Origin of the sequence: Streptomyces sp. PA03-3a, from assembly GCF_033792735.1 — a bacterium.
GTDB lineage: Bacteria > Actinomycetota > Actinomycetes > Streptomycetales > Streptomycetaceae > Actinacidiphila.
Genome location: NZ_JARAVM010000010.1, coordinates 43,458 through 68,895 on the forward strand (window position 1 = coordinate 43,458; position 25,438 = coordinate 68,895).

Genomic DNA, 25,438 nt, shown 5'->3' on the forward strand with positions numbered 1-25,438 from the left:
GATCATGTGACTACTCGCCGTCCGCGTCGTTGATGTGGACATGGGGCGGGGTGACCTGAGCGATGCTGAATGGGAACGACTGCGGCCGTTCCTGCCGGTCAGTAACCGGCGTTGTGGCCGGTGGCGCGATCACCGGCAGGTGATCGACGGGATTCTGCACCGAGTGCGGACCGGGGTGCAGTGGCGTGACCTGCCGGAACGCTTCGGGCCGTGGAAGACCGTGTATGAACGGCACCGGCTGTGGTCGGCGGACGGGACGTGGGAACGTTTGCTGCAGCAGGTCCAGGCCGCGGCGGACGCAGCCGGTGAGATCGACTGGGACATCTCGGTGGACTCCACCATCGTCCGCGCTCATCAGCACGCGGCCGGCGCCCGCAACGACCCACCGCCGGCCCCCGCGCAAAAGGGGGACGAACAGCCAGAACACCAGGGCGAAACAGCGTGGCAGAGCCTGCACGCCCGCCTGGTGGAGGTGGTGCAGGAAGTGAGGGCCTGGGCCGCTCGCGGGGCGGGTTCACCAGCAAACTCCACCTGAGCGCCGACGGCCGATGCCGCCCGCTGTCCCTGATCGTCACACCAGGCCAGCGGGCGGACTGCACCCAGTTCAAGCAGGTGCTGGACAAAATCCGCATTCCTCAGCTCGGCCCGGGCAGGCCCCGCAAGAAGCCCGACAGCCTCGCCGCGGACAAGGCATACAGCAACGGAATCATCCGCAAGTACCTGCGACGCCGGGGCATCCGGCACACCATCCCGGAGAAGGCTGACACTCAGGCCGCCCGCCTGCGCAAAGGCTCACGCGGCGGACGGCCGCCCGGCTTCGACGACGAGCGGTACAAGAAACGCAACACCATCGAACGGGCCATCAACCGACTCAAGCAGCACCGGGCCGTGGCCACCCGCTACGACAAGCGCGGCTACGTCTACCTCGGCACCGCCACCGCAGCGACACTCGTCATCTGGCTCCGCACATGATCGGCCGGACAAGTCCTAGACGGGCCGGCGGCCTGTTCCGGTAATGGGCCGGTCGGCGCGAGTCCGCACACATGCCGCCCGCGCGGGCTCGCCGGGTCAGGCGCTGCGCGACTCCGCCTGCCGGCGCAGGAACTCCGCGACGTCCGGGCGCCGGGAGTACGGCTGGAGGGTCTGCGCGGCGGAGGCGAGCATGCCCCGCACGCGCGGGGACTGGACGCCGCCCAGGAGGTCGAGGACGCGGATGCCCGCGTCGGTGGCCTCGTCGACCCGGCGGGCCGAGGCGAGGTTGTTGGCGAGTTCCGCGGTGTACAGCGCGGCGTTGCGCGTGAAGTGCGGGGCCTGCAGGCCGACCGCGCGCCGCGCGTGCTCGGCGGCACGGTGGTGGTCGCCGAGGGCGGACCAGGACTGGGCCTCCAGGCCGGAGAGTTCGGCCTCGCCGTAGAAGGTCATCCACTCCGGGTCCGCGGCGCTGGGACCGCGGCCGAAGAGAGTGTGGGCGCGGGCGAGGGCGCGTTCACAGCCGGGGCGGTCGCCGAGGCCGGCCCAGCCGCCCGCCTCGCGGAGGGCGAGCAGCGAGAGCAGGCGGGGTGAGCCGAGGTGGCGGGCGGCCTGCTGGGCGGCCTGGGCGGCGCGGACCGCCTCGCGGGAGCGGCCGGCGTCGCGGGCGAGGAAGGAGGCGTTGCAGAAGGCGTGCGCCTCCAGGGCGCGGTCGCCGGCCATGCGGGCGGTGGCGAGTGCCTCGCCGTAGAAGGAGCGCGCGTCGGCCAGGCGCCCGGAGTCGTGGGCCAGCCAGCCGACGGAGATGGCCAGTTCACCGGCGCCGCCCATCAGGTCCTCGGCGACGGCCTGGCTGTAGGTGCCCTCGTCGAGGAGGCGGTACGCGGCGCCGAGGGAGTGGCCGGCCTGGCGGTAGAGCGCGCCGGCGCCGTGCCGGTCGTCGTGCAGGCGGATCTCGCGGACGGCCGCGCGGACGGCCCGGGCCTGGGGTCTGCCGACCTTGTGCACCGTCTGCGCCACGGCGGCGGGCCCCAGCACGAGGGTGGTGGCGATGGCGGCCGGGCCGCCGGTCATGAACGCGCGACGCAGCACGTCGCTCTCCTCGTCGGTCTCGGTCTCGTACGGGCTCGGCCGCGGGGCCGGCCGCGGGACCGGCCGGGGGGCCGCGGCCGCCGGGACCCGCCGGCCGCGGACCAGTTCACGCGGTTCGAAGCCCATGTCGGCGAGGTCGCGCCCGGGGAACATGTGCCGGAAGACCCGCTCGTAGGCGTAGTTGGGGCAGCGGATCTCACCCGACTCGACGCGGCCGATGTAGCGCGCGTCGCAGCTGACCTGCTCGCCGATGTCCCGCCCCGCGCGGCGTACGGCGGCGGCGAACTCACCGGGGGACCGGTCTCCGCGCAGGCGCCGGAAGGCTGTGTTGGGGGTGGAAGGTGACGAGTCCATCGCCGGGCTCCCGTTGGACGGTCGGTGCGGTGCCGGGTGGCGGCGCGACGACCGTACTCGCTGAGAGGGTCCGCGTACCGGGGGTTTGGCTACAAAAGGGATATCTCACCCTCCATTCGCCATGAAACGCCACCCCTGACGGCGTCAGGGAGGCGTAGCTGTTGACGTCCGCGCGCGTTGGACACGGTGCAATCCACCGTGCAACCCACCGTCCGACCCCAAGGAGGATTCGCCTTGTTGGACGAGCCATGGGACCTGGTCACCGTCCCCTCCCGGCAGGGACTGGAGGCCGTGGACATCCTGCGCATGCGGACCGGCCTCGGGCCCGTGCTGCACGACAGCTCGGGTGACAGCCTCGGCTTCCTGGTGCCGCCCGGCACGGCCGACGGCTGGGACCTGCCGGGCAGCGCCTGCACGCAGACCGCGGGCGGCGGCTTCACCGTCCCCGGCGAGCTGCGGGAGCCGCCGGGGGCGGGCACCGGCTGGCTCGTGCCGCCGCGCAACGACACCGCCGTGACGGACCCGGCGGTGCTGCGTGACGCCCTCGGCGAGGCGGCCCGGATGATCGAGCTGGCCGACCGGCTCTGAGCCGGCCCTGCGCCCGCCGCCCATACTGGGTGGCATGGCACCGCGCAGGACGAGGACGACGAAGGCACCCGAAGGCATACGCGAGCAGGTCGGCGGAGGCCTCGCCGAGCTCGTGCCGGACCGGGACCGGCCACGGGGCTGGTCGCTGCTGATCGACGGGGCACCGCAGTCGCACGTCGACCTCGACGACCCGGAGCACCTGGACTTCTCCTACCAGCGCAGGCTCGGCCACGTCGTCGACCTCGCCGCCCCGCCCGGCCGCCCGTTGCGCGTGCTGCACCTCGGCGGCGGCGCGCTGACCCTGGCCCGCTACACCGCGGCGACCCGGCCGCGCTCGACGCAGCAGGTGGTGGAGCTGGACACCGCGCTGGTCGAGCTGGTGCGGCGGGAGCTGCCCTGGGACCGCACCTGGCGCATCAAGGTGCGCGGCGGCGACGCCCGCGAGGGCCTGGGCAAGGTCCCGGAGGCCTGGGCGGACCTGGTGATCACGGACGTCTTCGGCGGGGCCCGCACTCCCGCCCACCTGACCAGCACGGAGTTCCTCGCGCAGGTGCGGCACGCGCTGGCACCCGGCGGGCTCTACGCCGCCAATGTGGCGGACGGCGGACGGCTGGAGTTCCTGCGGGCGCAGATCGCGACGGTGCGGGCGTGCTTCCCGCACGCGTGCCTGGCGGCGGATCCCGCCGTGCTGCGGGGACGCCGCTTCGGCAACGTGATCCTGGTGGCCGCGGACGGCGAGCTGCCCGTCGCGGAGTTCACCCGGCGCGTGGCCTCCGACCCGCACCCGGGGCGGGTGGAGCACGGCAGGGAGCTGGAGGCCTTCGCGGGCGGCGCGGCTGCGGTCACGGACGCCACGGCGGCGGCCTCCCCCGTCCCCCCGGAGTCGGTGTTCCGCTAACCGCCCGTGTTCTGCGCCTTGTAGGTGTCGACCGTGGGCGGGTGCCCGTTCCAGGTGCAGAAGAGCGAGGAGGTCGTCGTGGCCGAGACGAAGTCGACCCGGATCCACTCCGGTTGCTTCCAGACCTTCATCTCCCAGCCGGAGTCGGGCGTCGCCGAGACCAGGGTCGCGGAGGTCTCGCCGAGGTCGAGCACGACCCGTCCGCCCTCGACCGTGTAACCGTGCACGTTGCCGGTGTCGGCGGAGGAGGTCCTGGCGGGGGTGGCCGAACCGCGCGGGCGGGCCGGGGCGGTGGAGGGGCTGGTGCGGGGCGTGGCCCGGGCGCCCCCGTCCGGGCCGCCCGCGGCCCGGGGTCCGGCGGCCCGGTCCGAGGCGGCGCCGTCCGGGGACCGCGTGGGGGCGGGGACCTTCTCGGCGACCGGCTCGGAGATCGGCAGGGCCCGGGGCGGGTCGTAGGCCGTGCCCGCCAGCACGTGGTGGACGCCGAACCACGACAGCGCGACGGCGGCGCTCGTGGCGAGCGTCCACGCTCCGGCGTGCGCCAGTCCTTTTCGCATCCGCCCATGGTGCCGGACGCACCCCCGGAACGGAGCCGGGGGTTGCGCTTCCCGTCCTGACGTGCTCGCGCCCACCGGCATCCCCCTGATGGGCTAGGTTGCGGGCCATGGCAAGTGTGCTCGTGGTCGAGGACGACCAGTTCGTGCGCTCCGCCCTCATCCGGCACCTCACCGAGGCCGCGCACACCGTACGGAGCGTGGGCACCGCCCTGGAGGCGTTGCGGGAGGTCGCGCAGGTCGGTTTCGACGTGGTGATCCTGGACCTCGGCCTGCCGGACCTGGACGGGGCCGAGGCGCTGAAGATGCTGCGCGGCATCACGGACGTGCCGGTCATCATCGCGACGGCGCGGGACGACGAGTCGGAGATCGTGCGGCTGCTCAACGCGGGCGCCGACGACTACCTCATCAAGCCGTTCTCGGTCGAGCACCTGTCGGCCCGCATGACGGCGGTGCTGCGCCGCTCCCGCACCCACGAGGCGGACCGGGTGCTGCGGGTGGGCGGGCTGCAGATCGACGTCCTGCGCCGCCAGGCCGTCCTGGACGGAGCCCCGCTGGACCTGACCCGCCGTGAGTTCGACCTGCTGTCCTTCCTGGCGGCCCGGCCGGGCGTGGTGGTGGCGCGGCGCGAGCTGCTGTCCGAGGTGTGGCAGCAGTCGTACGGCGACGACCAGACCATCGACGTCCATCTGTCGTGGCTGCGCCGCAAGTTGGGCGAGACGGCGGCCCGGCCGCGCTACCTGCACACGCTGCGCGGGGTGGGAGTGAAGCTGGAGCCACCGCGGTGAGGTGGGCGCTGGTCAAGGTCTGCGTCGCGGTGACGGCCATGGTCGTCGTCGCCTTCGCGGTGCCGCTGGCGCTCACCGTCAAGGAGATGGCCCGTGACCGGGCGATCGGCAACGCCGAACGGCAGGCCGCGGCGATAGGCCCGGCGCTGGCGATCACCACCGACCGCATCCAGCTGGAGCGGGCGGTGGCCTCCACCCAGGCGGGCGCCGACGGGCGGATCGCGGTGCGGGTGCCGGCGACCGAGGGCACGGCCGGGGTGCGGATCGGCGACCCGCACGCGCCGGACGCCGACCTGGAACGCGCCTCGGAGCTGGGCCGGGCCTCCACCGTCCCGGTGGCCGGGGGCTACGCCCTGCTGCAGCCGACCGCGGTCAGCTCGGGGTCGGTGGCGGTGGTCGAGGTGTTCGTGCCGGACGGCGAGGTCAGCCGCGGGGTCACCGCCGCATGGGCGGTGCTGGCGCTGGTCGGCGTTGCCCTGATCGTCGGTGCGGTGGCCGTGGCGGACCGGCTGGGCACCCGCATGGTGCGCCCCGCCAAGCGGCTCGCGGAGGCCGCGCACGGCCTGGGCCGCGGGGACCTGACCGTACGCGTCCCGGAGGACGGCCCGGCCGAACTGCGCTCCGCCGCCATGGCGTTCAACGCGATGGCGGACCAGGTGGTGCAACTGCTCGCCAACGAGCGGGAGCTGGCCGCCGACCTGTCGCACCGGCTGCGCACCCCGCTGACGGTGCTGCGGCTCAACGCCGCCTCGCTCGGCGACGGTCCGGCCGGGGAGCAGACCCGGCACGCGGTGGCCCAGTTGGAGCGCGAGGTGGACCAGATCATCCGCACCGCGCGGGCCCAGCAGGCGCAGAGCCAGCCGGTCGCGGTGGGCTGCGACGCGGCCGAGGTGATCCGGGAGCGGATGGCCTTCTGGTCGGCGCTCGCCGAGGACCAGGGGCGCGAGGTGAGCACCGCCGGCGTCGAACACCCCGTGCGGGTACCGGTGTTCCGGAGCGACCTGGTGGCGTCGCTGGACGCGATGCTCGGCAACGTCTTCCGGCACACCCCGGAGGGCACGGCCTTCGCGGTGGACGTGCACAGCAGCCAGGAGGCGGTGATCGTGCTGGTCTCCGACGCCGGCCCGGGCATCTCCGACCCGGCGGCCGCGATGCGGCGCGGCCAGGGCGCGGGCGGGGACGGTTCGACGGGCCTCGGGCTCGACATCGTACGGCGCCTCGCGGAATCGACCGGGGGCGACGTACGCCTGGGCGCCTCGGTGCTGGGAGGCGCGGAGATCCGGGTGTGGATCGCGCTGCGTCCGCTCGCGACGGGCGGCAAGCGCAACCACCGGGTGGTGCGCCGCAGGCGGCTGAGGCGCCCCGCCGCGACCACGGAGGCCTGAACCGCGGCGGGCTCCGGTGGGCCACTCCGGTGGGCCACCGCCGCTCGGGACCCGGCCGGATCCCGCGACCGGCGGGTCAACCCCGGTAGACGTCGCAGTAGTCGTAATAGACGTAATAGGCGTCCTCCCCGGCGTAGCAGTAGTCCTCGGTGACGTATCCGTTCACGGCGCCGGCACGCACCGGCGCCGACGCCGGAGGCGATGCCGGAGCCGCGAAGGCGGTGGTGGGGATCAGCGCGCCTCCCGCGGCCAGGGCGGCGGACGCGGCGAGGACCAGCAGGCGGCGGGGACGCGGTGTGCGAGGTGTGCGCGTCATGGGAAGTCTCCTTCGGTGTGCGGTTGCGGTGAGAGGAAGGGGCCGGTCGGTCGGGTCCGGGGCGGTTCCCCCGGGTCGTCCGTTCCGCGTGAACCCGTACCTCCATTGACCCCGGCCCGCCGCGCCGCGTCACCTCCCGGGAATTCGGGGCTTGACATGCGCCGACACCGCCGGATGCGCATCGGGCGACGCAGAGGTCCGAACCATTAACCGGCCCCGATGGCTCCCTTAAGCGCGCCATAAGAATCCGAACGCCCGCACAGCTCTGGGCATTTGTCCGAATCGGCATCGCTAGCGTGCGGCTCATGAGGAACTCGCACCGCCGCCGCCCCACCCTGGGGGTCGCCTTCCTCCGGGAGGTGACCGGGGAGGCGGGCGCCCGCTCCAAGGCCTTCGCGGCCCACGGCGGCTGAGGCCGCACGCGACCATTTCCGCCCCCCACACGGGCGCCCCGGCCGGCAGTTCAGCACCCCGCCCCGGCCGGGGCGTTCCCGTGTGCGCGGGCTATGTGCGGATCAGGCCGTCCAGCAGCGCGGACAGCCCGGCCTCGTACTGCGCCTGGCCCGACTGCTGGGCCGCGACGAGTTCGGGGGCCAGGCCCACGAGCGAGGGGTAGCTGTCCGGCGACAGGTCGGCGAGCCGGCTGCGGATCTTCTCGCGCAGCCCGGCCTCGGCCTCCTCGCACTCCGCGCGCTTGCGGCGCACCACCCACAGGGCGGCGCCGACCGTGTACTGCATCAGCGCCACTTGGGCGCGCGCGGCGGCGGACGGGTCCAGTCCCGCGGTGATCAGCATGCAGAGCATGCGGTCGATGACGGCGATGGGCTCGTCTCCGCGCAGCGGGCGGCTCGTGAGCAGCTGGAGCGCGGACGGATGCTCGCTGAAAAGCCGATACATGCCGACACAGAGTTCAATAAGCTGCCCGCGCGGCTGGCCGGTGCCCGAGGGCAGCTCGATCTCGCCGAGCAGTCGCTCGTTGACCGCGTCGATGATCTCGTCCTTGCCCTTGAAGTGGGAGTAGACGGCCATGGTGCCGACGCCGAGCTCCTGGGCGAGCGCGCGCATGGTGAAGGCCTCGGGCCCGTGGCGGTCGAGGAGCGCTACGGCGGCGTCGAGGATGCGGTCCGGGTTCAGGGTGTTGCGGGGGACGCGGCGCCGTGGGGAGCGGGCCGGCGGAGTGACAGTCATGAGGGATGTGTGTCCGGTCGGGGGGAATCGTGGGTGAGCGGTCGGGAGGTTGAGCGGTTTCCTTGATTCTCCCGCGTTCCGGGGCAACCCGGGGAGGTGGCGGGGCGTCTTTTCGCACGTCTTCCCGAGCACGGTTGTTTGAATCCAGGACGAATCGGGGGTGAAGGGAATAGTCGGGGGCGGTGCCCGGGTTGCTTAGCGTACGTCGTACGGTAAACCGATGTGACTCTCAAAGGGAGAGATGGGGGGAGAACGGCCGGATGACCATGAGCATGACCGCCCCGCGGGCGTCCGCCTACCGGGGCGGGCTCCGCTGGTGGACCGAGCTGCCGCTGATCGCTGTGGTCTACGGCCTCTACACCGCGGGCCGCCTCCTCGTACGCGGCGACGTGGGCCGGGCAGTCGACCACGGCATCGCCATACTCCACCTGGAAAGCGCGCTGAGCGTCGACCCGGAACGCTGGCTCAACTCCCTCTTCAGCCGCTACCGGGCGCTCGGCGTTCCCGCCGACTTCTGGTACGCCTCACTCCACTACCTGGTCACCCCGCTGGTGCTGGTCTGGCTGTGGCGCCGGCGGCCCACCGTCTACCGCCTCGCCCGCACCTGGCTGCTGGTGTCCACCCTGATCGGGCTGATCGGCTTCACGCTCATGCCCACCGCCCCGCCGCGGCTGCTGGCCGCCGGACACGGCTTCGTCGACACCATGGCGCAGTACGGCTCGTACGGCTGGTGGGGCGCGGAGGCGAGCGCGCCGCGCGGGCTGGGCGCGATGACCAACCAGTACGCCGCCATGCCGAGCCTGCACGTCGGCTGGTCCCTGTGGTGCGGCATCATGCTCTGGCGCCACGGGCGCACGCCCTTCGTGCGCGCCCTGGGCGTCCTCTACCCCCTCGGCACGACCCTGGTGGTCATGGGCACCGCCAACCACTACCTGCTGGACGCCCTGGCCGGCGTCGCCGTGATGGGCGTCGGACTCCTTCTGGCGCGCCCCGCGCTGCGTGTGGTGGACCTCACACGGGGCGCCGCGCGCACCCGGTTCGCGACACCGCGGCACGCCTCCTCCACGGTCGTCGCGACCTCCCGCGACGTCGCCCCGGCGGACGTGGGGATCCTGCCGGCACCTGCGGTCGAACCGCGGCGCTGACACCGGGTCCTGGGCCGCGGACCGGCGGCGTCCGCATTGTGGCCCACGTTGTCGGTGGGTGGTGCGAGACTTGCGCGGGTGAGCACTACGCACGATCTGCGAGAGCGGCTGGCCGCGCTGCGTGGCCCGACGACCGTGCCGCGCCCCATGGACGCGCGCGCCCTGGCGGCGCTCGCCGCGAACCCCGGGTGCCGGCGCCGGGCGCTGATGGACGCCGCGGGGGTGGACAAGGCGGCGGTGGCCCGCGTGCTGGGCAACCCCGCGCCCTTCGGGCAGTCCCAGTTCGCTTTCGTACGGGGCCATGCCTTCGAGGCACGGGTGAAGGCCGAGGGGTGCGCCGAACTGCTGCGCCTGCTGGGCGCGCCCGAGAGCACGGAGGCCGCGCTGCCCGACCTGTCCGCACCGGGCCCCGAGGGCCGGGTGGCCCGTACCCGCCTCGCGCTCAAGGAGGCGACGGCGGCGGGCCGGTGGACGCTGCTCGACCACCCCCTGCTGGTGCTCGAGGTCGCGGACTCCCCCGTCTACCTCGAACCGGACGCCATCGCCGTGCGGCCGGACGGCTCGTGGACGGTGGTGGAGGTCAAGTCCTTCCCGATCCTCGACGGTTCCGCGGACGCGGTGAAGGTCGGCGCCGCCGCCCGGCAGGCCGCGGTGTACGTCCTGGCGCTGGAGCGGCTGGGGTTCGGCACCCCGGAGCACCGGGTGCTGCTGGTGTGCCCCAAGGACTTCTCCAACCTGCCCGCCGCGGAGTTCGTCGACGTCCGCAAGCAGCTGTCGGTCACCCGGCGGCAGCTGACCCGGCTGACGCGGATCGAGGAGATCGCCGCTTCCCTGCCCGAGGGCACGACCTTCGACCTGCGGCTCGCCGACGACGGACGGACGGCGACCCGCCCCGCCGCGGAGCTCTCCGACGCGGTCGACCAGCTTCCCGCGGCGTACGCGCCCGAGTGCCTGGCCAGTTGCGAGCTGTCCTTCCACTGCCGCGAACAGGCCCGGGCCTGCGGCGCGGTGGAGGTCCTCGGCCGCGGCGTGCGCGGTGAACTGGGCGCGCTGACCGAGGTGGAGCAGGTGCTGGCGGCCGCGCTGGGCACCGAGGGCGATCCCGACGACCCCGCGGTCGCCGCGCTGCGCCGGGCGCACGCCCTGCGGGCGGAGGCGCTGGGATGTCGCTGATCTCCGTGCTGGCCCGGGCGGAGGCCATGGCGACCGGCCGGGCGACCCCGCTCGCGACGGTACGCCACCGCCATCTCTCGGACCGGCCGCTGGTCCTCGTCCCGCTGACCACCGCGGGCGAGGTGGGCGCCCCGCTGGGCGCCCTGGTCGGCACGGACCGGGACGAGCCCCGGCTGCTGGCGGTGCCGCAGCCACGCGACCGCGATCTGCGCTTCGCCTTCCTGGCCGAGCTGGCGCAGGTGGTGCTGCCCTATCTGGAGTCCTACGCGGACGACACGGAGACCGAGCCGGCGACCCGCAACCGGGAAGAGTCGGAGGTCTGCGCGGACGCGCCCCAGATCGTGGTCGCGAACACCCCCGCCATGGAGTACGTGCGTCTGCTCGGGCGCTCGACCCGCTTCCGCCGCACCGCCGAGGACGACCCCGACGAGCCGCATCCGGTGCCCGCCCGGGTGCCCCTGCTCGGCCGCTGGCTCACCCACTACGGGGAACGCGCGCGCACCCCCGGCTCCGCGCTGCTGCTGTCCGCGACCGAACTGCTCTCCCGGCACTGGGCGACCGGCCAGAGCAACCTCGAGGACCAGCACCTGGGCGCCCTGCTGGCCTGGATCGAGCCTCCGGAGGGCATGACGGGCATCGAGGCCGCCCGCCGGGCGGAGTCCCACCGGGGCCCGGACGGCATGCTGGTGTTCCCGCCGGCCGGCCCCGCGACCGACCCCGTCTTCGACAACACGGTGCTCGCCCCGGCCACCGCCCGCCACGACGCCGGGATCACCGGGGCCGGGGAGGAGATCGCCCGCCTACTGGCCGGCCAGATGCGCCCGACCTGGGACGCGGTGTGGCGCTCGATGGACCTGCTGCGCGAGCTGCCCGAGGGCTCCCATGTCGCGGACCGCTGGAAGCGGGACCGCTGGTCGTACACCTCCCACCGCGACCGGGTGCGCGCCGGGGAGCCGCCGCAGCCCCGCCGTGACGACGCGGTGTCGGCGGCGCAGAAGCTCGCCGGACGGGAGACCGCGCAGGTGCGGCTGGAGGCCCAGGAGGCACTGGACGACCCGCTGGTGATGGCCGGGCGGCGGCTGGCCGGGGAGGCCTTCGCGGGCCGGGTGGACCGGGTGGAGATGGCGATGAGCGAGGGCAAGGTGCCCAAGCCGCGTCCGCTGGTGACGGTCCTCACACAGGACCGGCCGCATCTGGACGAGGACGCGAAGCTCTACCGCGCGCTGCCGGACGGCCGTACCCAGCAGGCCCGGTTCGTGGAATGGGCCGGATCCGGGGCGCTGCTCCTGCGGGTGGTCAACGGCATGGGCCGCGGCAAGGTCCCCGATCCCGGCACGGTGCCGGAGGAAGGGGACGAGGTGTGCTGGACCTTGTTCGAGCACGCGCCGCGCGGCGGCGCCGGGCTGCCGGAGCCGGAGGACACCCCCTGGACCCACGGCGGGCCCCCGGGCGCCGCCGCGGCGGCGACCGTCGTCCCCGCCGCCGAGAGCCCCGACCCCGCGACCACGGAGGACTATCTGTGAGCCCGGTGAGCGACGCCGCCCGCGCGGCCGGCACCGCGACCGAGCGGATCCTGCACGACACCCTGCACGGGACGCACCGCGGCGTCGTCGTGGACTCCCCGCCCGGCGCGGGCAAGTCGACGCTGGTGGTGCGCGCCGCGCAGGAGCTGGTCGCGGCCGGCGAGTCCCTGATGGTGGTCGCCCAGACCAACGCTCAGGTGGACGACCTGGTGGACCGGCTGGCGACCGCCGACCCCGGGCTGCCGATCGGCCGGCTGCACGGCAGCGACTCGCTGCCGGACCCGGTGCTCGACCGTCACGAGGCGGTGCTGAAGTCGGCCAAGGCGGCCGACCTCGCCGGGGCCAAGGTGGTGATCGCGACCGCCGCGAAGTGGGCCTTCGTCAAGGACGTGGAGCCCTGGCGGCACGCCATCGTCGACGAGGCGTACCAGATGCGCTCGGACGCGCTGCTGCAGGTGGCCGGGTTGTTCGAGCGGGCGCTGTTCGTCGGCGACCCCGGCCAGCTGGACCCGTTCAGCGTGGTCGGCGCCGAGCAGTGGGCGGGGCTGAGCTACGACCCGTCGGCGAGTGCGGTGGTCACCCTGCTGGCCCACAACCCGGGGCTGCCGCAGCACCGGTTGCCGGTGTCCTGGCGGCTGCCCGCCTCCGCCGCACCCCTGGTCTCGGACGCCTTCTACCCCTACACCCCGTTCCGCAGCGGCACCGGCCACGGGGACCGGCGGCTGTCCTTCGGCGTGCCGGGTGACGGCTCGGGCCCGGACCGGGTGGTCGACGAGGCCGCCGCCTCGGGCTGGGGGCTGCTGGAGCTGCCCGCCCGGCGCACCCCGCGGACCGACCCCGAGGCGGTGCGCGCGATCGCGCTGGTCGTCCGGCGGCTGCTGGACCGCGGAGGCGTCGCCGTCTCCGAACGGGGCACCGCCCCGGTGGGCCCGGACCGGATCGCGGTGGGCACGGCCCACCGCGACCAGGCGGCGGCGGTGCGCGCGGCGCTGGCCGACCTGGGTGTGACAGGAGTCACCGTCGACACCGCCAACCGGCTGCAGGGCCGGGAGTTCGACGTCACCGTGGTGCTGCACCCACTGTCGGGGCGCCCCGACGCCACCGCGTTCCATCTGGAGACCGGACGCCTGTGCGTGCTGGCCTCCCGTCACCGGCACGCCTGCATCGTGGTGTGCCGGGCGGGGGTCTCGGAGCTGCTGGACGAGCACCCCTCGACGGAGCCGGTGCAGCTGGGCGTGACGGTGAAGTTCCCGGACGGCTGGGAGGCCAACCACGCCGTGCTGGCCCACCTGTCCGAGCACCGCGTGACCTGGCGGCCGTAGCGCGCCCGCCGTCCGCCCGGGGCACTCTTGCGCGGGGCGGGACAATGGAAGGCGCCGACGATCCTGGAGGTACGTTCATGTCCGAGCCGCAGTCGGCTCACAGCGCGGCGGGAAAGCAGCCCGCCCCTCGCCTGAAACCCGCCCAGCTGCTGTTCGAGCCCGCCGCCCTGGCCGAGGACGAGGAGCACTTCTTCGACCTGGAGTCCATCGAGGACCCCCGTGAGCTCCTGGGCCGCGCGTCGGAGCTCACCCTCGCCTTCCGCGCGGCCGCGGACCGGGCGACGGAGTTCCAGGCCATGGCCGCCGCCCAGCTGGCCGACCCCAAGCGTTTCGACCGGCTGACCCCCGCCGCCATCGGTGAGCAGGCGGGCTGGTCGGAGGACTACGCCAAGCGGATGATCGAGTTCGGCGAGGGCCTGATGCGGGGCGGGGACGCGGCGCTGTCCTGACGGCGCACCTGGCATATGCGTTCGGGGCAAGGTACCCGACACATGGCGGGCGTGTCCGGCCTTCGGGCGATGTCGTGTAGCGAAACGTTCACTCACGGTAGTTGTATGGGTCATGAGTGATTGGCAGTGGCACACATGGCCGGGGGGCGTGCCGGAGTCCGCCTCCCACCCATATCCGTACGCGCAGTACCCCACCCCCGACGGGGCCGACTGGCTCGCCTCCGCCAGCGCCTTCCCGCGCAGCGTGCGCGCCCTGTGGTCCGCGCGGCCCTCGGCGCCCAGCGTGCTGCCGTGCGGGACGGCCTTCGACGCGGTGAACCTCCCGGCCCTGTTCGGACGCCGGGTCCTGGAGCACCTGTGGTCCGCGGGTCCGGGCTCCGGACCGGCCGCCACACTGCGCGGCCGGCTGCTGCTGCTCGCCGAGCCGGGCACCGCCGGACGCCTCCCCTCGCTGCTGACCTGGGAGGAGTGGGGGCCGGCGGTGCCACCGGTGCTGTGCCACGGCGCCGGGGACTCGGTGGCGCTGCCCCCGCCGTACAGCGAGACCGGCCACGGCCGCTCGCGCTGGCTGGTGGCCCCCGACACCCGCCGTCCCTGGCTCCCCGGGGCCGACGTCCTGCTGTGGGCCTGCGTCCGCGCGGCCCGCGCGGAGGCCGGTTGATTATCGATTTTCACCCGCCCGCAAGCGGATGCTAATGTCTACGACGTCAGCGAGCGCCGCTAGCTCAACTGGCAGAGCAGCTGACTCTTAATCAGCGGGTTCGGGGTTCGAGTCCCTGGCGGCGCACTCACGGCAAGGCCGTTGACCTGGGCGCTCTCCCATCGGGAGGGCGCCTTTCGTCATGCCCGGCCACCTCTTCGGCCGCCGGCCGCGCAGCCCGAACACCGGCCCTAGGGGCCGTCCCACAGCGGGCGCGAGGTGGTGATCCGCACGGTCCAGCCCTCGTCGTCCGGGTCGCGGCCGAGGACCTCGACGGTGAGGCCGCGGGCGCGGTCGGTGAAGCGTCCCCCGGAGGAGAAAGGGGCGTCGTTGAGGGCGTTGAAGGTGGCGCTGCTGTACTCGCAGGCGGTCGTGCGCGGGTGGGCGTCCTCGACGGTGACGGGCCCGCGCCCCGAGTCGACGTCGGTGCGCACCTGGTAGACCAGCACCCCCTCGCGGCAGGCCTCGCTGTCGTTGCCGCGGGCGGCGCGCGCCTCGACCACGTACGCCCGGGTCCGGCCGAGGGGGATGACGGCCGCCTTGCGGCCGCCGGGCACCTCGACCGGCGTGAGGTGCACCGAGCGGGCGCCCGGGTCGCGGACGCAGACGACCTGCCAGTCGTCGAGCCAGCCCAGCCGCCACTTGTGCCAGGCGAGGAGGTCGCCCTGCAGCCCCCAGTCCAGGGACATGCTGTCCCACTGGCCGGCCAGGGTGTCGGTGTGCCCGAAGTCCTCGACGGAGTACAGGTCGGGCAGCCCGAAGGCGTGGCCGTTCTCGTGGCTGAGCACCCGCGCGCCCGACTGGTCGTGGCCGTAGACCAGCGAGACCCGGTCTAGGCCCGTGCCGTCGTCGGTGGTGACGGCCGAGGCACCGGTCCAGGTCACCGAGAGGACGGCCTGTTCGGCGGGCGGCCCGGCGTTGGGCGTCACCAGGACGTTGACCAGGTCGTACCCGGAGAAGTCGATCTGCCGGTCGGCGACGCGCAGCAGGTCCCGCATCATGGCCGTGTGCGTGCGCCAGCCGTAGCCGCGCCCTATCCCGTACGAGTGGAAGGGCTTGGGCATGCGGATGTAGCGCAGCACCGGCGTGGAGACGTAGCGCAGCTTCCCGTACGAGGCGCGGTAGAACCAGTGCCGCACGGCGGGGAAGAACTCGCTGTAGCGCTCGGCGGCGCTGTACGGGGCGTGCTTGTCGGGGAAGTCGACGAGCAGGGTGAGGGCCCGCACCTCGCCGGTGGCGCGGGCGAACTGGCGGCCGTCCGCGCCGCCGAACCCCTCGGACATCGTGACGCCCGGCGCGGCGCGCAGCGCGCAGGGGCGGTCGGCCGGCGGGGCCGCGGCGGGCACGCCCTCGGTGACGGCGGTGCTGCCGGCCGCGAGCAGGAGCGTCGCCACGACCGCGAGTGCCCGGGGACCGCGCATCGCCTCAGCCCTGGGTGACCTGGACGGTCCAGGACCCGTCGGAGTGGCGGTCGGCGACGTGGACGCGCGCCGACCGGCCGAGGGCGTACGTCTCCCCCGTCCGCAGCGGCGCGTCGGCCAGCGGCGGGTACACCGAGGACTCCCGGCAGCCGTCGCTGGCGGGGTGGGCGTCGACGACGTCCACGGGGCCGTCGCCTGACGACACGTCGGCCCGGACGCGGTACATCAGCACGCCCTGGCTGCAGGTGAGGCGGTCGTTGCCGAGGGCGGCGCGGGCCTCGATGGCGACGGCGCCCTCCAGGCCCGCGGGCAGCACCAGCAGTTTGGTGCCGCCGGGCTGCTCCACGGGGCTCAGGCGGAAGGTGTGCGTGCCCCCCTCGGTGACGCAGCGGACCTGCGACTGCCGGAGCCAGCCCAGTTTCCACTTGTGCCAGGCGAAGAAGTCGGGGGACAGCCCGAACTGACTGCCCATGAGGTCCCAGTCGCCGACATGGGTGTCCCAGTCGGCGTTGCTGCCCGCGGGCGGCCGGTAGTAGAGGTCGGGCAGGTCGAAGGCGTGCCCGGTCTCGTGGGCCAGCACGTTGATGTCCGGCGGGTGGCCCTCGAAGACGGTGACGAAGCGGTGCAGGTCCGCGCCGTCGACCTGGACCGGCCGGCCCAGGTTGACCACCTTGGTGGCGTCCGGGTCGACGCCCGGCGCGTCGGGGTCGGCGACCAGGTAGACGACCCCGTACCGGGAGAAGTCCACCTGCCCGTCGGCCGCCACCACGGCGTCGCGCAGGTAGCGGGCGCGCAGGGCGGGGCTCCAGTCACGGCCGATGCCGTACGCGGTGGACGGCGCGGGCATGCGCAGCCAGTGCGGCAGCAGGCGCGGCCGCAGCCGGAAGGTGCCGTACGAGGCCCGCGCGAAGAAGTCGGCGGTGGCCGGGAAGTGATCGGCCGCCAGTTCGCCCGGGCTGATGGTGGGGGCGGCGTCGGGGAACGCCAGGAACACCATCAGCGCGTCAACGTCGCCACGGGCCCTCGGGTAGGCGGCGTTCCAGGCGCTGACGCCCTCGGAGTGGTGGGCCCGGGTCCGCGACAGGGCGCACAGCGAGGAGTCCGAGCCCCCCGCCGCGGGGCCGGTGACCAGCGTCCACGCCACGACGGCCGCGAAGACGCTGACGGCGGCGACGACCGCCCGGAGCCCACCGTGGGCATGCCCGCGGACGCTCCGGCGGAATCGCCGATGCGCACGTATGGGTAGCCCTGACAGCGGCACGTGGACCTCCCGTACGGGGTCGGGACACCCACATCACGCTGCTACGGTTTGCTATGTTTTGCCCCGTTGTGCTGCGCCGCCCGGGTTACGGTCCGATCACTACAGTGCGTAATGAGTGACGAAAACCGATCAATGGAATTCAGTGGCCAATCACAAATGATCAAGATCGTCTGCCACGTGCCGAGAATCACCACGACGGCGGTGGCCGCGCCAATTCCCCAACGTCTATGATCGGCACATTTCCAGCATGAACGCCGCCTCTTGGCGGTCATTCGATTCCTCCACGACCATGTGTGCGAGACGACAGATATGCGGGAGCCAGCGGTGGGCGGACCCTCGGGAGGCCCGGACCTCGAACCCGAGGCGACGGCCACGACGGTCACTCAGCGTCACGCTTCGGCCCCGGAACGGTCAGCCCGGGAACGGTCGGCCCCGGAGGTGCGCGACTACCGCGCCGCCTTCAACGTGGCGCGGCTGCCGATGGCGCTGGTCGACTCCGACGGCCGGGTGCGCGAGGCCAATCCGGCGTTCGGCGAGCTGCTCGGCGCGGACCCGGTGCTGCTCGCCACCCGCACCGCGGCCGAGCTGGTCGGCCTCACCGGCGCCGGCGGCGAGGCGACCCCGCTCGGGGAGAGCCCGGAGTACGCCGAGTACGAGGACGTGCTGACCGGGCGGCGCGGGGAGTTGCGCCGTACCAGACCCGTGTGCGGACCGGACGGGCGCACGGTCTGGGCCGAGGTCGTCGTGGTGCCCGTACCCGGCGGAGCGCTGATGTCCGTGGAGGACCTGGGCGAGACCCGCGAACTGCGGGAGCAGCTGCGCCACTTGCGGATGCACGACCCGGTCACCCGGCTCCCGAACCGGCAGTTGTTCTTCGAGCGCCTCGCCACCGCGCTGCAGGGCGCCGACAGCCGCACCGGCCGGATCGGCCTGTGCTATCTCGACCTCGACGGCTTCAAGGCCATCAACGACACCCTCGGCCACCGGGTCGGCGACCGGCTGCTCGAAGCCGTCGCCGGCCGGCTGTCGGACTGCGCGGCCCGCCTCGCGCGGAGCGGGACCCTTGTCGCCCGGCTGGGCGGGGACGAGTTCGCCGTCCTCGTCGAGGACTCCACCGGCACCGGGCAGGCCACCGGCCTCGCCGATTCCGTACTGACGGCGCTGCAACTGCCGTTCGACCTCGCCGGACAGCGCCTGGCGGTCTCGGCGAGCATCGGCGTCGTCGAGCGCGAGGCCGCGGGGGCCACCGCCACGGGCATCATGCAGGCCGCCGACACCACGCTGTACTGGGCCAAGGCCGACGGCAAGGCCCGCTGGACGCTCTTCGACCCCGAGCGCAACGCCCACCGGATGACCAAGCAGGCGCTGTCCAGCACCCTGCGACAGGCCGTGGAGCGCGGGGAGTTCGCGCTGGAGTACCAGCCGCTGGTCGAGCTGGGCAGCGGCAGCCTGCGCGGGGTCGAGGCGCTGGTGCGCTGGCAGCACCCGCACTTCGGGCTGCTCGGGCCGAACCGGTTCATCCCGCTGGCGGAGGAGAACGGCTCCATCGTCCAGCTCGGCCGCTGGGTGCTCGCCGAGTCGTGCCGCCAGGCCCGGCAGTGGCAGAAGGACTGGCCGGACGACCCGATCTTCGTCAGCGTCAACGTCGCCGTGCGCCAGGTCTGGGACTCCGACCTGGTCGCCGACGTCGCGGAGATCCTCGACGACACCGGGTTGCCGGCCGGGCTGCTGCAACTGGAACTCACCGAGTCGGCGGTGATGGGCTCGGCCGGCCGGCCGCTGCAGGCGCTGCACGCCCTGCAGGAGATGGGCGTGCGCATCGCCATCGACGACTTCGGCACCGGCTACTCGAACCTGGCCTACCTCAGCCGGCTGCCGGTCTCCGCGCTCAAGCTCGACGGCAGCTTCGTACACGGCTTCCGCGACGGCCTGCACCCCAACCCGGCCGACGAGACGATCGTCGAGGCGCTGGTGCAGCTCGCCCACCGACTCGGGCTGACCGTGACCGCCGAATGCGTGGAGAACGCCGAGCAGGCGGAGCGGCTGCGCCGGATCGGCTGCGACACCGGGCAGGGGTGGCTCTACTCGCGTCCCGTGCCGCCCGAGGACATCGCCGCGCTGCGCGGCGACGGGCCGGGCCGGGGACCGGTCCCCGGCTGAAGAACCCGGGGAATAGCCGGAGCCGCTGCCCGGTTTCTCGTTGCCGTAGGCAAGGAACCGGCCGCAGGAGGCGACACAGGCACGTGGACACGAACGACCCGGTACGAGGCACCACCCTCGGCAGCGCAGCCGTCCCGCTCTCCGTCCTCGACCTTGCGGGCGTCGGCAGCGGCCTGACCGCGAGGGACGCCCTCGTCGCCGGGGTCGCACTGGCCCGGCTCGCCGAGGCCCGCGGCTATCACCGCTACTGGGTCGCCGAGCACCACTCGATGCCCGGGGTCGCGTCCTCCTCCCCCGCCGTGATCCTCGCCCACCTCGCCGCCCACACCGAGCGCATACGCCTCGGCTCCGGCGGGGTCATGCTGCCCAACCACGCGCCGCTGGTCATCGCCGAGCAGTTCGGGACCCTGGAGGCCCTTGCACCGGGCCGGATCGACCTCGGCCTCGGTCGTGCCCCCGGCACCGACGGCGCCACCGCCGCCGCGCTGCGCCGCACCGACCGGCTGAACGAGGGCGCCGACGAGTTCCCGCAGCAGTTGTCCGAGCTGATCCGCTTCCTGGACGACGACTTCCCCGACGGCCACCCCTACGCCCGCATCCACGCCATCCCCGGTCCCGTGCAGGGCACCGTGCCGGGCGGCGTGCAGTCGTCCGCGCGCCCGCCGATCTGGCTGCTCGGCTCCAGCACCTTCAGCGCCCGGCTGGCCGCGGTCCTGGGCCTGCCCTTCGCCTTCGCCCACCACTTCTCCGCGGCGAACACCGAACCGGCGCTGGAGATGTACCGCAGGTCCTTCCGGCCCTCCGAGGTGCTGGACGAGCCGTACGCGCTGATCGGCGTCGCCGCACTGGCGGCGGAGGAGGAGAAGGACGCCCGCCGGCAGGTGTTCAGCGGCGCCCTGGCCATGCTGCGGCTGCGCACGGGACGCCCGGGCCTGGTGCCCTCCCCGGAGGAGGCGGAGGCGTACGAGTTCGGCCCGGCCGAGCGGGACTTCGTCGACGCGTGGCTCGGCAACGTGGTGCACGGCACGCCGGACGCGGTCCGCGAGGGCCTGGACGCGCTGGTGCGCCGTACGGGCGCCCAGGAGCTGATGATCACGGCCAACGCCCACACGCCTTCCGCGCGGCTGCGTTCCTACGAGCTGATCGCCGACGCGTACGGCCTGCCCGGCGGCGCCTGACCGGCCGCGTGCGGCGGCCGGTGCGGGGCACCGGCCGCCGGTGCGACCGGGCGGCGCGGGGATCAGCCGTCCTGGTAGCCCGCCACGAGGACGATCCTCCGCCATCCGGACCGGCGGGTGCCGTGGGGGGCGGCGGGCGCCGGTCGCCCGTCAGACGTCCACCGCCACGTACTTGATCTCCAGGTACTCGTCGATCCCCACGGATCCGCCCTCGCGCCCGGTCCCGGACTGCTTGACCCCGCCGAAGGGCGCCGCCGGCGTGGAGACCACGCCCTTGTTGAGGCCGAGCATGCCCGTCTCCAGCTCCTCGGCGTAGCGGATCCCGCGCCGCAGGCTCTCCGTGAAGACGTAGCCGACCAGGCCGAACTCGGTGTCGTTGGCCAGCCGGAGGGCCTCGTCGTCGTCCTCGAAGGTGACGACCGGCGCGACCGGGCCGAAGATCTCCTCGCGGAGCATCGCCGCGTCCGTCGGCACGTCGGCCAGTACGGTCGGCGGGTAGAAGTACCCGGGGCGGTCCGAGAGCGGGGCGCCGCCGGTGACCGCGCGGGCCCCGGCCGAGACGGCGTCCCGCACCAGGCGGTCCACCTTGTCCAGGCCCGCGCCGTCGATGAGCGGGCCGACCTGGGTGCCGGGCTCGGTGCCGCGGCCGACGACCATGGAGCCCAGCTTCTCGGCGAGCCGCCCGGTGAAGGCCTCCGCCAGCTCGCGGTGGACGTAGATCCGGTTGGCGGCGGTGCAGGCCTCGCCGATGTTGCGCATCTTGGCGATGGCCGCGCCCTCCACGGCCTTCTCCAGGTCGGCGTCCCGGCACACGATGAGCGGGGCGTTGCCGCCCAGCTCCATGGAGGTCCGCAGCACCTGCCGCGCGCTGAGTTCGATGAGCTTGCGGCCGACTCCCGTGGAGCCGGTGAAGGAGAGCTTGCGCAGCCGCGGGTCGTCGGTCAAAGGGTCGCTGATCTCCGCGGGGCGTGAGGTGGTGAGGACGTTGAGGACGCCGTCCGGCAGCCCTGCCTGCCCGAGGATCTCGGCGAGGGCGAGCATCGACAGCGGCGTCTGGTGGGCCGGCTTGACGATCATGGTGCAGCCCGCGGCGACGGCGGGGCCGATCTTGCGGGTGCCCATCGCCATGGGGAAGTTCCACGGCGTGATCAGCAGCGCAGGGCCCACGGGGCGGCGCATCACCCAGATCCGGCCGTTGCCGTCGGGCGCGGTGCGCCAGCCGCCCTCGATCCGCACCGCCTCCTCGGAGAACCAGCGGAAGAACTCGGCGGCGTACAGGACCTCGCTGCGGGACTCGGCGACCGGCTTGCCCATCTCCAGCGTCATCAGCAGGGCGAGTTCCTGCTGCCGCTCCACGATGAGCTCGAAGGCCCGGCGCAGGATCTCGCCGCGCTCACGCGGCGCCGTGGCCGCCCATCCGTCCTGCGCCGCGGCCGCGGCGTCCATCGCGGCCCTGGCGTCCTCGGCCCCGGCGTCCGGCACGGCGCACAGCGGCCGCGCGGTCGACGGGTCCTCCACCTCGTACTCGCGCCCGTCGCTCGCCGGCCGCCAGCGGCCGCCGACGAGCAGTGCCTTCGGCACCCGCTCCACGACCAGCTGCTCGCGCTTGCCGTTCCCTTCGGTGCTGTCGCTCATGGCAGCTCCCTGCCTCTCGCGGACGTTCCGGACATCGGGTACCCCACCAGATTCGCATGAATGCCCCCCGTACGCCGGGGTAGGCGCGGCCCTCGTGCGGTCACCGCGCCGCGCGGAAGCGAACTACCGGAGGTCTGGTTCATGTCGGAGCGCAGTTCACTGTCCCGCAGGGGTTTCCTCTCCCGCACCGCGGCCGTCGGCGGTCTCGCGGCGGTCCCGGGGCTGCTTTCGGCGTGCAGCCGTACGCAGGCCGGCACCGGTGCGCCCACCGGCGACGGGGATCTGCTGGCCAGGCTGAGGAAGCAGGGGTACGTCCGGGTCGGCTTCGCGGGCGAGGCACCCTACGGGTACCGGGACGGCAACGACCTGGCCGGCGAGGCGCCCACCCTCCACCGGGAGATCTTCACGGCCCTCGGCGTGCCGGAACTGCGGCCCACGCTCACCGACTTCGGCGCACTCATACCGGGCCTGACGGCCGACCGCTTCGACGTGGTCAGCGCCGGGATGGCGATCACCCCCGACCGCTGCCGGAAGGTGATCTTCTCGGAGCCCGAGTTCGTCTCGCCGACCGCCCTGATGGTCCGCGAGGGCAACCCCAAGGGCCTGAGCGACCTGGTGTCCTGCGCCCGCGAGAAGGCCACCGTCGGCGTGCTGAGCGCGGCGGTCGAGGCGGGCTACGCGGACGCCGCCGGGGTGCCGCTGACCTCGGTGAAGTCCCTGGCCAAGCAGCAGGACGGGGTGGACGCGCTGCTCGCCGGCCGGATCGACGCCTTCGCGCTGACCGGGATCTCGCTGCGGTGGCTGGCCCGCACCAACGAGGGCGCCGCGGTGGAGGTGCTCGACCCCTTCCTGCCGGTGGTCGGCGGCCGCAAGCAGTACAGCCCGGGCGGCGCGGTGTTCCGGCCCGGCGCGAAGGGCCTGCGCGACGCCTTCAACAAGGAGCTGGGGAAGATCACCGCCGACCCGGGCCGCTACACCTCCCTCATCGGCAAGTACGGCTTCACCAAGGCCGAGGTCCCGCCGGCGACGCTGCGCACCGCCCAGCTGTGCCAGGCCTGAGGCGGCGCCTTGTCCTCGTATCCGTACGCCTTCCACGCCGGTGAACCCCTGTCCGGCCTCACGGAGTTCACTCACTCGCTGCCGAGTGTCGGGGCGGGTCTGTGGGTCACCGTCCAGGCCACCGTCCTGGGCGCGGCGCTCGCGCTGCTGCTCGCCTTCGTCCTCGGCTTCATGGCACGCTCGCGGCGGCTGCTGGTGCGCGGGAGCTCCCGGGTGGTCGTGGAGTTCTTCCGCGGCACCTCGCTGTACGTCCAGATGTTCTGGCTCTTCTTCGCGCTGCCGATCCTCGGCTTCAAGCTCGTGCCGCTCGCCTGCGCCGTGGTCGCCTTCGGGCTCAACTACGGGGCGTACGGCTCGGAGGTCGTCCGCGGTGCCCTGGACGCCGTGCCCCGCGGGCAGCGGGAGGCCGCGGTGGCGCTCAGCATGACGCCGTGGCAGCGGATGCGCCTGGTGGTCCTGCCGCAGGCCTGGCCGCAGATGATCCCGCCCTTCAACAACCTGCTGATCCAGCTGCTGAAGTGCACCCCGCTGATGTCGCTGATCACCATCTCGGACGTCACCTTCCAGATGGACCAGCTCCGTTCGACCACCGGTGACACCGCGACGGCGTACCTGCTGCTGCTGGTGATCTACTTCGTCCTCGCGTACGCGCTCACGCTGGCCATGAACGGCCTGGAGTCCGTGGCCAAGGCGCGGCTCGGACAGCCGGCGGGAGGTCGGGCCTGATGTGGAGCTGGGAGACGGCCCGCGAGGGCCTGCCGCTGATCCTGCACGGCTTCGGGATCACCCTGCTGGCCACGGTGTTCGGTTCGCTGCTCGCCATCGTGCTGGGCCTGGTCATCGCGGTGCTGCGGCGCGCGGCCGGCCGCTGGGTGACGCTGCCGCTGCGGGCGGCCGTGGAATTCGTGCGCTCGACGCCGGTGATGATCCAGCTGTTCGCGGTGTGGGTGCTGGTCCCGGGGCTGGACCCGCTCGTGATCGGGACAGCCGTGCTGGGCGTGCACTATGCGACGTACACCTCGGAGGTGTACCGGTCGGGCATCGAGGCGGTGCCGAAGGGGCAGTGGGAGGCGGCCGTCGCGCTGTCCCTGCCGCCCGTGCGCACGTGGTTCGCCGTGGTGCTGCCGCAGGCGGTGCGGAAGATCGTGCCCGCCCTCGGCAACTACGTGATCTCGATGTTCAAGGAGACGCCGTTCCTGTCGGTCATCACCGTCAACGAGATGGTGCACGAGGCGAACCGCTTCGGCAGTGACCACTTCGCCTACCTGGAGGCGTTCACCCTCGCCGCCCTGGTCTTCCTGGTCGCGAGCTGCCCCACCTCGATCCTCATGCGGAAGCTGGAGAAGCGCCTTGCTCACTGACGAGTCCCCCGCCCCCACCGAGTCCGGCGCCGCGGCGCCGGCCGTCCGCTTCGACCAGGTGGTCAAGCGGTACGGCGACAACACCGTGCTCGACCACCTCGACCTGGAGGTCGGCCGCGGCGAGCGCGTCACCCTGATCGGCCCGAGCGGTTCGGGCAAGACGACCATCCTGCGGCTGCTGATGACCCTGGAGCGGGTCACCGAGGGCGTCGTCCATGTGGACGGGGAGCCCTTCTCGCACATGCCGGGCCGCGGCGGCCGGCTCGTGCCGGCCGACGAGCGGCACCTGCGCGCCAGACGTCGGCGGATCGGCATGGTGTTCCAGCACTTCAACCTCTTCCCGAACATGAAGGTGCTGGACAACATCACCGAGGCCCCGGTGCACGTCCTCGGCATGGACCGCGACGAGGCCGCCGAGCGCGCCCGCGGGCTGCTGGAACTGGTGGGACTCGCCGACAAGCAGGACGCCCACCCCACCCGGCTCTCCGGTGGCCAGCAGCAGCGGGTGGCCATCGCCCGGGCGCTCGCGATGCGGCCCGACATCCTGCTGCTGGACGAGGTCACGTCGGCGCTCGACCCCGAACTGGTGGCCGGCGTACTGGACGTGCTGAGGGACATCGCCCGCGGCACGGACATCACCCTGCTGTGCGTCACCCACGAGATGAGGTTCGCCCGGGACGTCTCGGACCGCGTACTGATGTTCGACGGCGGACGGGTCGTCGAGTCCGGCCCGCCGGAGCGGATTTTCGGCTCTCCGGAGCACGGCAGGACCCGGGAATTCCTCGGTGCGGTGCTCTGACGAAAAATTGGTCCGTGCCCTTGGCATATGCCAGAGTGGCGCGTTCCTGCGTATACGCCTGCGGCCCGCCACATAAAGCTCCAACGGGCGTTACTGCAAACCACATTGAGGCTATCGTGG

23 protein-coding genes, 1 tRNA gene and 1 pseudogene are annotated in these 25,438 nt (G+C 73.4%); 18 read left to right on the forward strand and 7 right to left on the reverse strand.

From position 1 onward, the window contains the following. Positions 1 to 40: 40 nt before the first annotated feature. Positions 41 to 972 (forward strand): IS5 family transposase gene (locus PV342_RS14445; RefSeq protein ID WP_500317357.1). Its coding sequence is split into 2 segments (ribosomal slippage): positions 41 to 454 and positions 457 to 972, totalling 930 coding nucleotides; the frame shifts between segments, so codons are not numbered across the junction. A gap of 96 nt (positions 973 to 1,068) precedes the next feature. Here PV342_RS14445 and PV342_RS14450 read toward each other — a convergent pair. Further along, positions 1,069 to 2,415, reverse strand: coding sequence for an NsdA family TPR-like regulatory protein (locus tag PV342_RS14450; protein WP_500317359.1), 1,347 nt, complete (start codon positions 2,413 to 2,415; stop codon positions 1,069 to 1,071). Positions 2,416 to 2,613: 198 nt separating this feature from the next. On the opposite strand from PV342_RS14450, the gene PV342_RS14455 reads away from it, so the two are divergent. After that, the gene (locus PV342_RS14455) at positions 2,614 to 3,003 is read left to right on the forward strand and encodes a hypothetical protein (RefSeq protein WP_400805446.1); all 390 of its coding nucleotides are present in this window, start codon (positions 2,614 to 2,616) and stop codon (positions 3,001 to 3,003) included. Between the two features lie 34 nt (positions 3,004 to 3,037). Further along, positions 3,038 to 3,901, forward strand: coding sequence for a spermidine synthase (locus PV342_RS14460; protein WP_391578396.1), 864 nt, complete (start codon positions 3,038 to 3,040; stop codon positions 3,899 to 3,901). On the opposite strand, the gene PV342_RS14465 is transcribed toward PV342_RS14460, so the two are convergent. Next, on the reverse strand, positions 3,898 to 4,458 hold the full coding sequence (locus PV342_RS14465) for a hypothetical protein (RefSeq protein WP_400805448.1): 561 nt from the start codon (positions 4,456 to 4,458) through the stop codon (positions 3,898 to 3,900). The two genes, PV342_RS14460 and PV342_RS14465, sit on opposite strands and share 4 nt — an antisense overlap. Before the next feature lie 107 nt (positions 4,459 to 4,565). Here PV342_RS14465 and PV342_RS14470 point away from each other — a divergent pair, with 107 nt between their 5' ends. Beyond that, complete coding sequence (locus tag PV342_RS14470) at positions 4,566 to 5,243, forward strand: response regulator transcription factor (RefSeq protein ID WP_361003858.1); 678 nt, start codon at positions 4,566 to 4,568, stop codon at positions 5,241 to 5,243. Continuing rightward, positions 5,240 to 6,628, forward strand: a complete 1,389-nt coding sequence (locus PV342_RS14475; protein ID WP_400805450.1) for a sensor histidine kinase — start codon at positions 5,240 to 5,242, stop codon at positions 6,626 to 6,628. Before PV342_RS14470 ends, PV342_RS14475 begins: the two co-directional genes overlap by 4 nt. Before the next feature lie 76 nt (positions 6,629 to 6,704). On the opposite strand, the gene PV342_RS14480 is transcribed toward PV342_RS14475, so the two are convergent. Both PV342_RS14480 and PV342_RS14485 read right to left on the reverse strand, forming a co-directional pair. Next, positions 6,705 to 6,944 (reverse strand): hypothetical protein, encoded by a 240-nt coding sequence (locus PV342_RS14480; protein WP_386990929.1) that lies wholly within the window; start codon positions 6,942 to 6,944, stop codon positions 6,705 to 6,707. Between the two features lie 504 nt (positions 6,945 to 7,448). Beyond that, a complete protein-coding gene (locus PV342_RS14485; RefSeq protein ID WP_500317363.1) occupies positions 7,449 to 8,132 on the reverse strand; it encodes a TetR/AcrR family transcriptional regulator in 684 nt (227 codons plus the stop codon). A 260-nt stretch (positions 8,133 to 8,392) separates the two neighbouring features. Here PV342_RS14485 and PV342_RS14490 point away from each other — a divergent pair, with 260 nt between their 5' ends. The 7 genes and pseudogenes from PV342_RS14490 (at position 8,393) to PV342_RS14520 (ending at position 14,531) form a co-directional block, all read left to right on the forward strand. Further along, positions 8,393 to 9,277: a phosphatase PAP2 family protein gene (locus PV342_RS14490; protein ID WP_386990927.1), complete on the forward strand. Its 885-nt coding sequence runs from the start codon at positions 8,393 to 8,395 to the stop codon at positions 9,275 to 9,277. 147 nt (positions 9,278 to 9,424) lie between these two features. Next, positions 9,425 to 10,450 (forward strand): hypothetical protein, encoded by a 1,026-nt coding sequence (locus PV342_RS14495; RefSeq protein WP_329191164.1) that lies wholly within the window; start codon positions 9,425 to 9,427, stop codon positions 10,448 to 10,450. Beyond that, on the forward strand, positions 10,441 to 11,973 hold the full coding sequence (locus PV342_RS14500; protein WP_400805456.1) for a hypothetical protein: 1,533 nt from the start codon (positions 10,441 to 10,443) through the stop codon (positions 11,971 to 11,973). The genes PV342_RS14495 and PV342_RS14500 overlap by 10 nt, the downstream gene beginning before the upstream one ends. Continuing rightward, entirely contained in the window at positions 11,970 to 13,295 is a 1,326-nt protein-coding gene (locus tag PV342_RS14505; protein WP_329187718.1) for an AAA domain-containing protein, read from the forward strand. Before PV342_RS14500 ends, PV342_RS14505 begins: the two co-directional genes overlap by 4 nt. Before the next feature lie 77 nt (positions 13,296 to 13,372). Then, positions 13,373 to 13,744 (forward strand): DUF8844 domain-containing protein, encoded by a 372-nt coding sequence (locus PV342_RS14510; protein ID WP_018563981.1) that lies wholly within the window; start codon positions 13,373 to 13,375, stop codon positions 13,742 to 13,744. 112 nt (positions 13,745 to 13,856) lie between these two features. Then, positions 13,857 to 14,402 (forward strand): annotated as a pseudogene (locus PV342_RS14515) (bifunctional DNA primase/polymerase); the annotation flags it as partial. Positions 14,403 to 14,458: 56 nt separating this feature from the next. Beyond that, positions 14,459 to 14,531, forward strand: a tRNA-Lys gene (locus tag PV342_RS14520). A 104-nt stretch (positions 14,532 to 14,635) separates the two neighbouring features. Here PV342_RS14520 and PV342_RS14525 read toward each other — a convergent pair. Continuing rightward, positions 14,636 to 15,865 (reverse strand): M6 family metalloprotease domain-containing protein, encoded by a 1,230-nt coding sequence (locus PV342_RS14525; protein WP_400805459.1) that lies wholly within the window; start codon positions 15,863 to 15,865, stop codon positions 14,636 to 14,638. Between the two features lie 4 nt (positions 15,866 to 15,869). Then, a complete protein-coding gene (locus PV342_RS14530) occupies positions 15,870 to 17,009 on the reverse strand; it encodes a M6 family metalloprotease domain-containing protein (protein ID WP_018563984.1) in 1,140 nt (379 codons plus the stop codon). 426 nt (positions 17,010 to 17,435) lie between these two features. Here PV342_RS14530 and PV342_RS14535 point away from each other — a divergent pair, with 426 nt between their 5' ends. Both PV342_RS14535 and PV342_RS14540 read left to right on the forward strand, forming a co-directional pair. After that, a complete protein-coding gene (locus PV342_RS14535) occupies positions 17,436 to 19,286 on the forward strand; it encodes a putative bifunctional diguanylate cyclase/phosphodiesterase (protein ID WP_400805461.1) in 1,851 nt (616 codons plus the stop codon). 83 nt (positions 19,287 to 19,369) lie between these two features. Beyond that, complete coding sequence (locus PV342_RS14540; RefSeq protein ID WP_500317366.1) at positions 19,370 to 20,464, forward strand: LLM class flavin-dependent oxidoreductase; 1,095 nt, start codon at positions 19,370 to 19,372, stop codon at positions 20,462 to 20,464. A gap of 150 nt (positions 20,465 to 20,614) precedes the next feature. On the opposite strand, the gene PV342_RS14545 is transcribed toward PV342_RS14540, so the two are convergent. After that, positions 20,615 to 22,099 (reverse strand): NAD-dependent succinate-semialdehyde dehydrogenase, encoded by a 1,485-nt coding sequence (locus tag PV342_RS14545; protein ID WP_386990916.1) that lies wholly within the window; start codon positions 22,097 to 22,099, stop codon positions 20,615 to 20,617. Between the two features lie 141 nt (positions 22,100 to 22,240). On the opposite strand from PV342_RS14545, the gene ehuB reads away from it, so the two are divergent. Genes ehuB through ehuA form a run of 4 tightly spaced genes read left to right on the forward strand, consistent with a single transcriptional unit; the run spans position 22,241 to position 25,318 of the window. After that, positions 22,241 to 23,158 (forward strand): ectoine/hydroxyectoine ABC transporter substrate-binding protein EhuB, encoded by a 918-nt coding sequence (gene ehuB, locus PV342_RS14550; protein WP_500317367.1) that lies wholly within the window; start codon positions 22,241 to 22,243, stop codon positions 23,156 to 23,158. A 48-nt stretch (positions 23,159 to 23,206) separates the two neighbouring features. After that, positions 23,207 to 23,884 carry an ectoine/hydroxyectoine ABC transporter permease subunit EhuC gene (ehuC, locus tag PV342_RS14555; RefSeq protein WP_329191163.1) on the forward strand — a complete coding sequence of 226 codons (678 nt, stop codon included), beginning with the start codon at positions 23,207 to 23,209 and terminating at the stop codon, positions 23,882 to 23,884. After that, entirely contained in the window at positions 23,884 to 24,519 is a 636-nt protein-coding gene (ehuD, locus tag PV342_RS14560) for an ectoine/hydroxyectoine ABC transporter permease subunit EhuD (RefSeq protein WP_500317369.1), read from the forward strand. The genes ehuC and ehuD overlap by 1 nt, the downstream gene beginning before the upstream one ends. After that, a complete protein-coding gene (ehuA, locus tag PV342_RS14565) occupies positions 24,509 to 25,318 on the forward strand; it encodes an ectoine/hydroxyectoine ABC transporter ATP-binding protein EhuA (RefSeq protein ID WP_500317371.1) in 810 nt (269 codons plus the stop codon). Before ehuD ends, ehuA begins: the two co-directional genes overlap by 11 nt. The last annotated feature ends 120 nt before the right edge of the window (positions 25,319 to 25,438 follow it).

Coding starts and splice junctions, on each gene's coding strand:
- ehuB (WP_500317367.1), top strand. CDS start 22,241: ATGTCGGAGCGCAGTTCACTGTCCCGCAGGGGTTTCCTCTCCCGCACC.
- PV342_RS14535 (WP_400805461.1), top strand. CDS start 17,436: ATGCGGGAGCCAGCGGTGGGCGGACCCTCGGGAGGCCCGGACCTCGAA.
- PV342_RS14545 (WP_386990916.1), bottom strand. CDS start 22,099: ATGAGCGACAGCACCGAAGGGAACGGCAAGCGCGAGCAGCTGGTCGTG.
- ehuD (WP_500317369.1), top strand. CDS start 23,884: ATGTGGAGCTGGGAGACGGCCCGCGAGGGCCTGCCGCTGATCCTGCAC.
- PV342_RS14490 (WP_386990927.1), top strand. CDS start 8,393: ATGACCATGAGCATGACCGCCCCGCGGGCGTCCGCCTACCGGGGCGGG.
- PV342_RS14450 (WP_500317359.1), bottom strand. CDS start 2,415: ATGGACTCGTCACCTTCCACCCCCAACACAGCCTTCCGGCGCCTGCGC.
- PV342_RS14465 (WP_400805448.1), bottom strand. CDS start 4,458: ATGCGAAAAGGACTGGCGCACGCCGGAGCGTGGACGCTCGCCACGAGC.
- PV342_RS14470 (WP_361003858.1), top strand. CDS start 4,566: ATGGCAAGTGTGCTCGTGGTCGAGGACGACCAGTTCGTGCGCTCCGCC.
- PV342_RS14525 (WP_400805459.1), bottom strand. CDS start 15,865: ATGCGCGGTCCCCGGGCACTCGCGGTCGTGGCGACGCTCCTGCTCGCG.
- PV342_RS14495 (WP_329191164.1), top strand. CDS start 9,425: ATGGACGCGCGCGCCCTGGCGGCGCTCGCCGCGAACCCCGGGTGCCGG.
- PV342_RS14485 (WP_500317363.1), bottom strand. CDS start 8,132: ATGACTGTCACTCCGCCGGCCCGCTCCCCACGGCGCCGCGTCCCCCGC.
- PV342_RS14500 (WP_400805456.1), top strand. CDS start 10,441: ATGTCGCTGATCTCCGTGCTGGCCCGGGCGGAGGCCATGGCGACCGGC.
- PV342_RS14460 (WP_391578396.1), top strand. CDS start 3,038: ATGGCACCGCGCAGGACGAGGACGACGAAGGCACCCGAAGGCATACGC.
- PV342_RS14510 (WP_018563981.1), top strand. CDS start 13,373: ATGTCCGAGCCGCAGTCGGCTCACAGCGCGGCGGGAAAGCAGCCCGCC.
- PV342_RS14480 (WP_386990929.1), bottom strand. CDS start 6,944: ATGACGCGCACACCTCGCACACCGCGTCCCCGCCGCCTGCTGGTCCTC.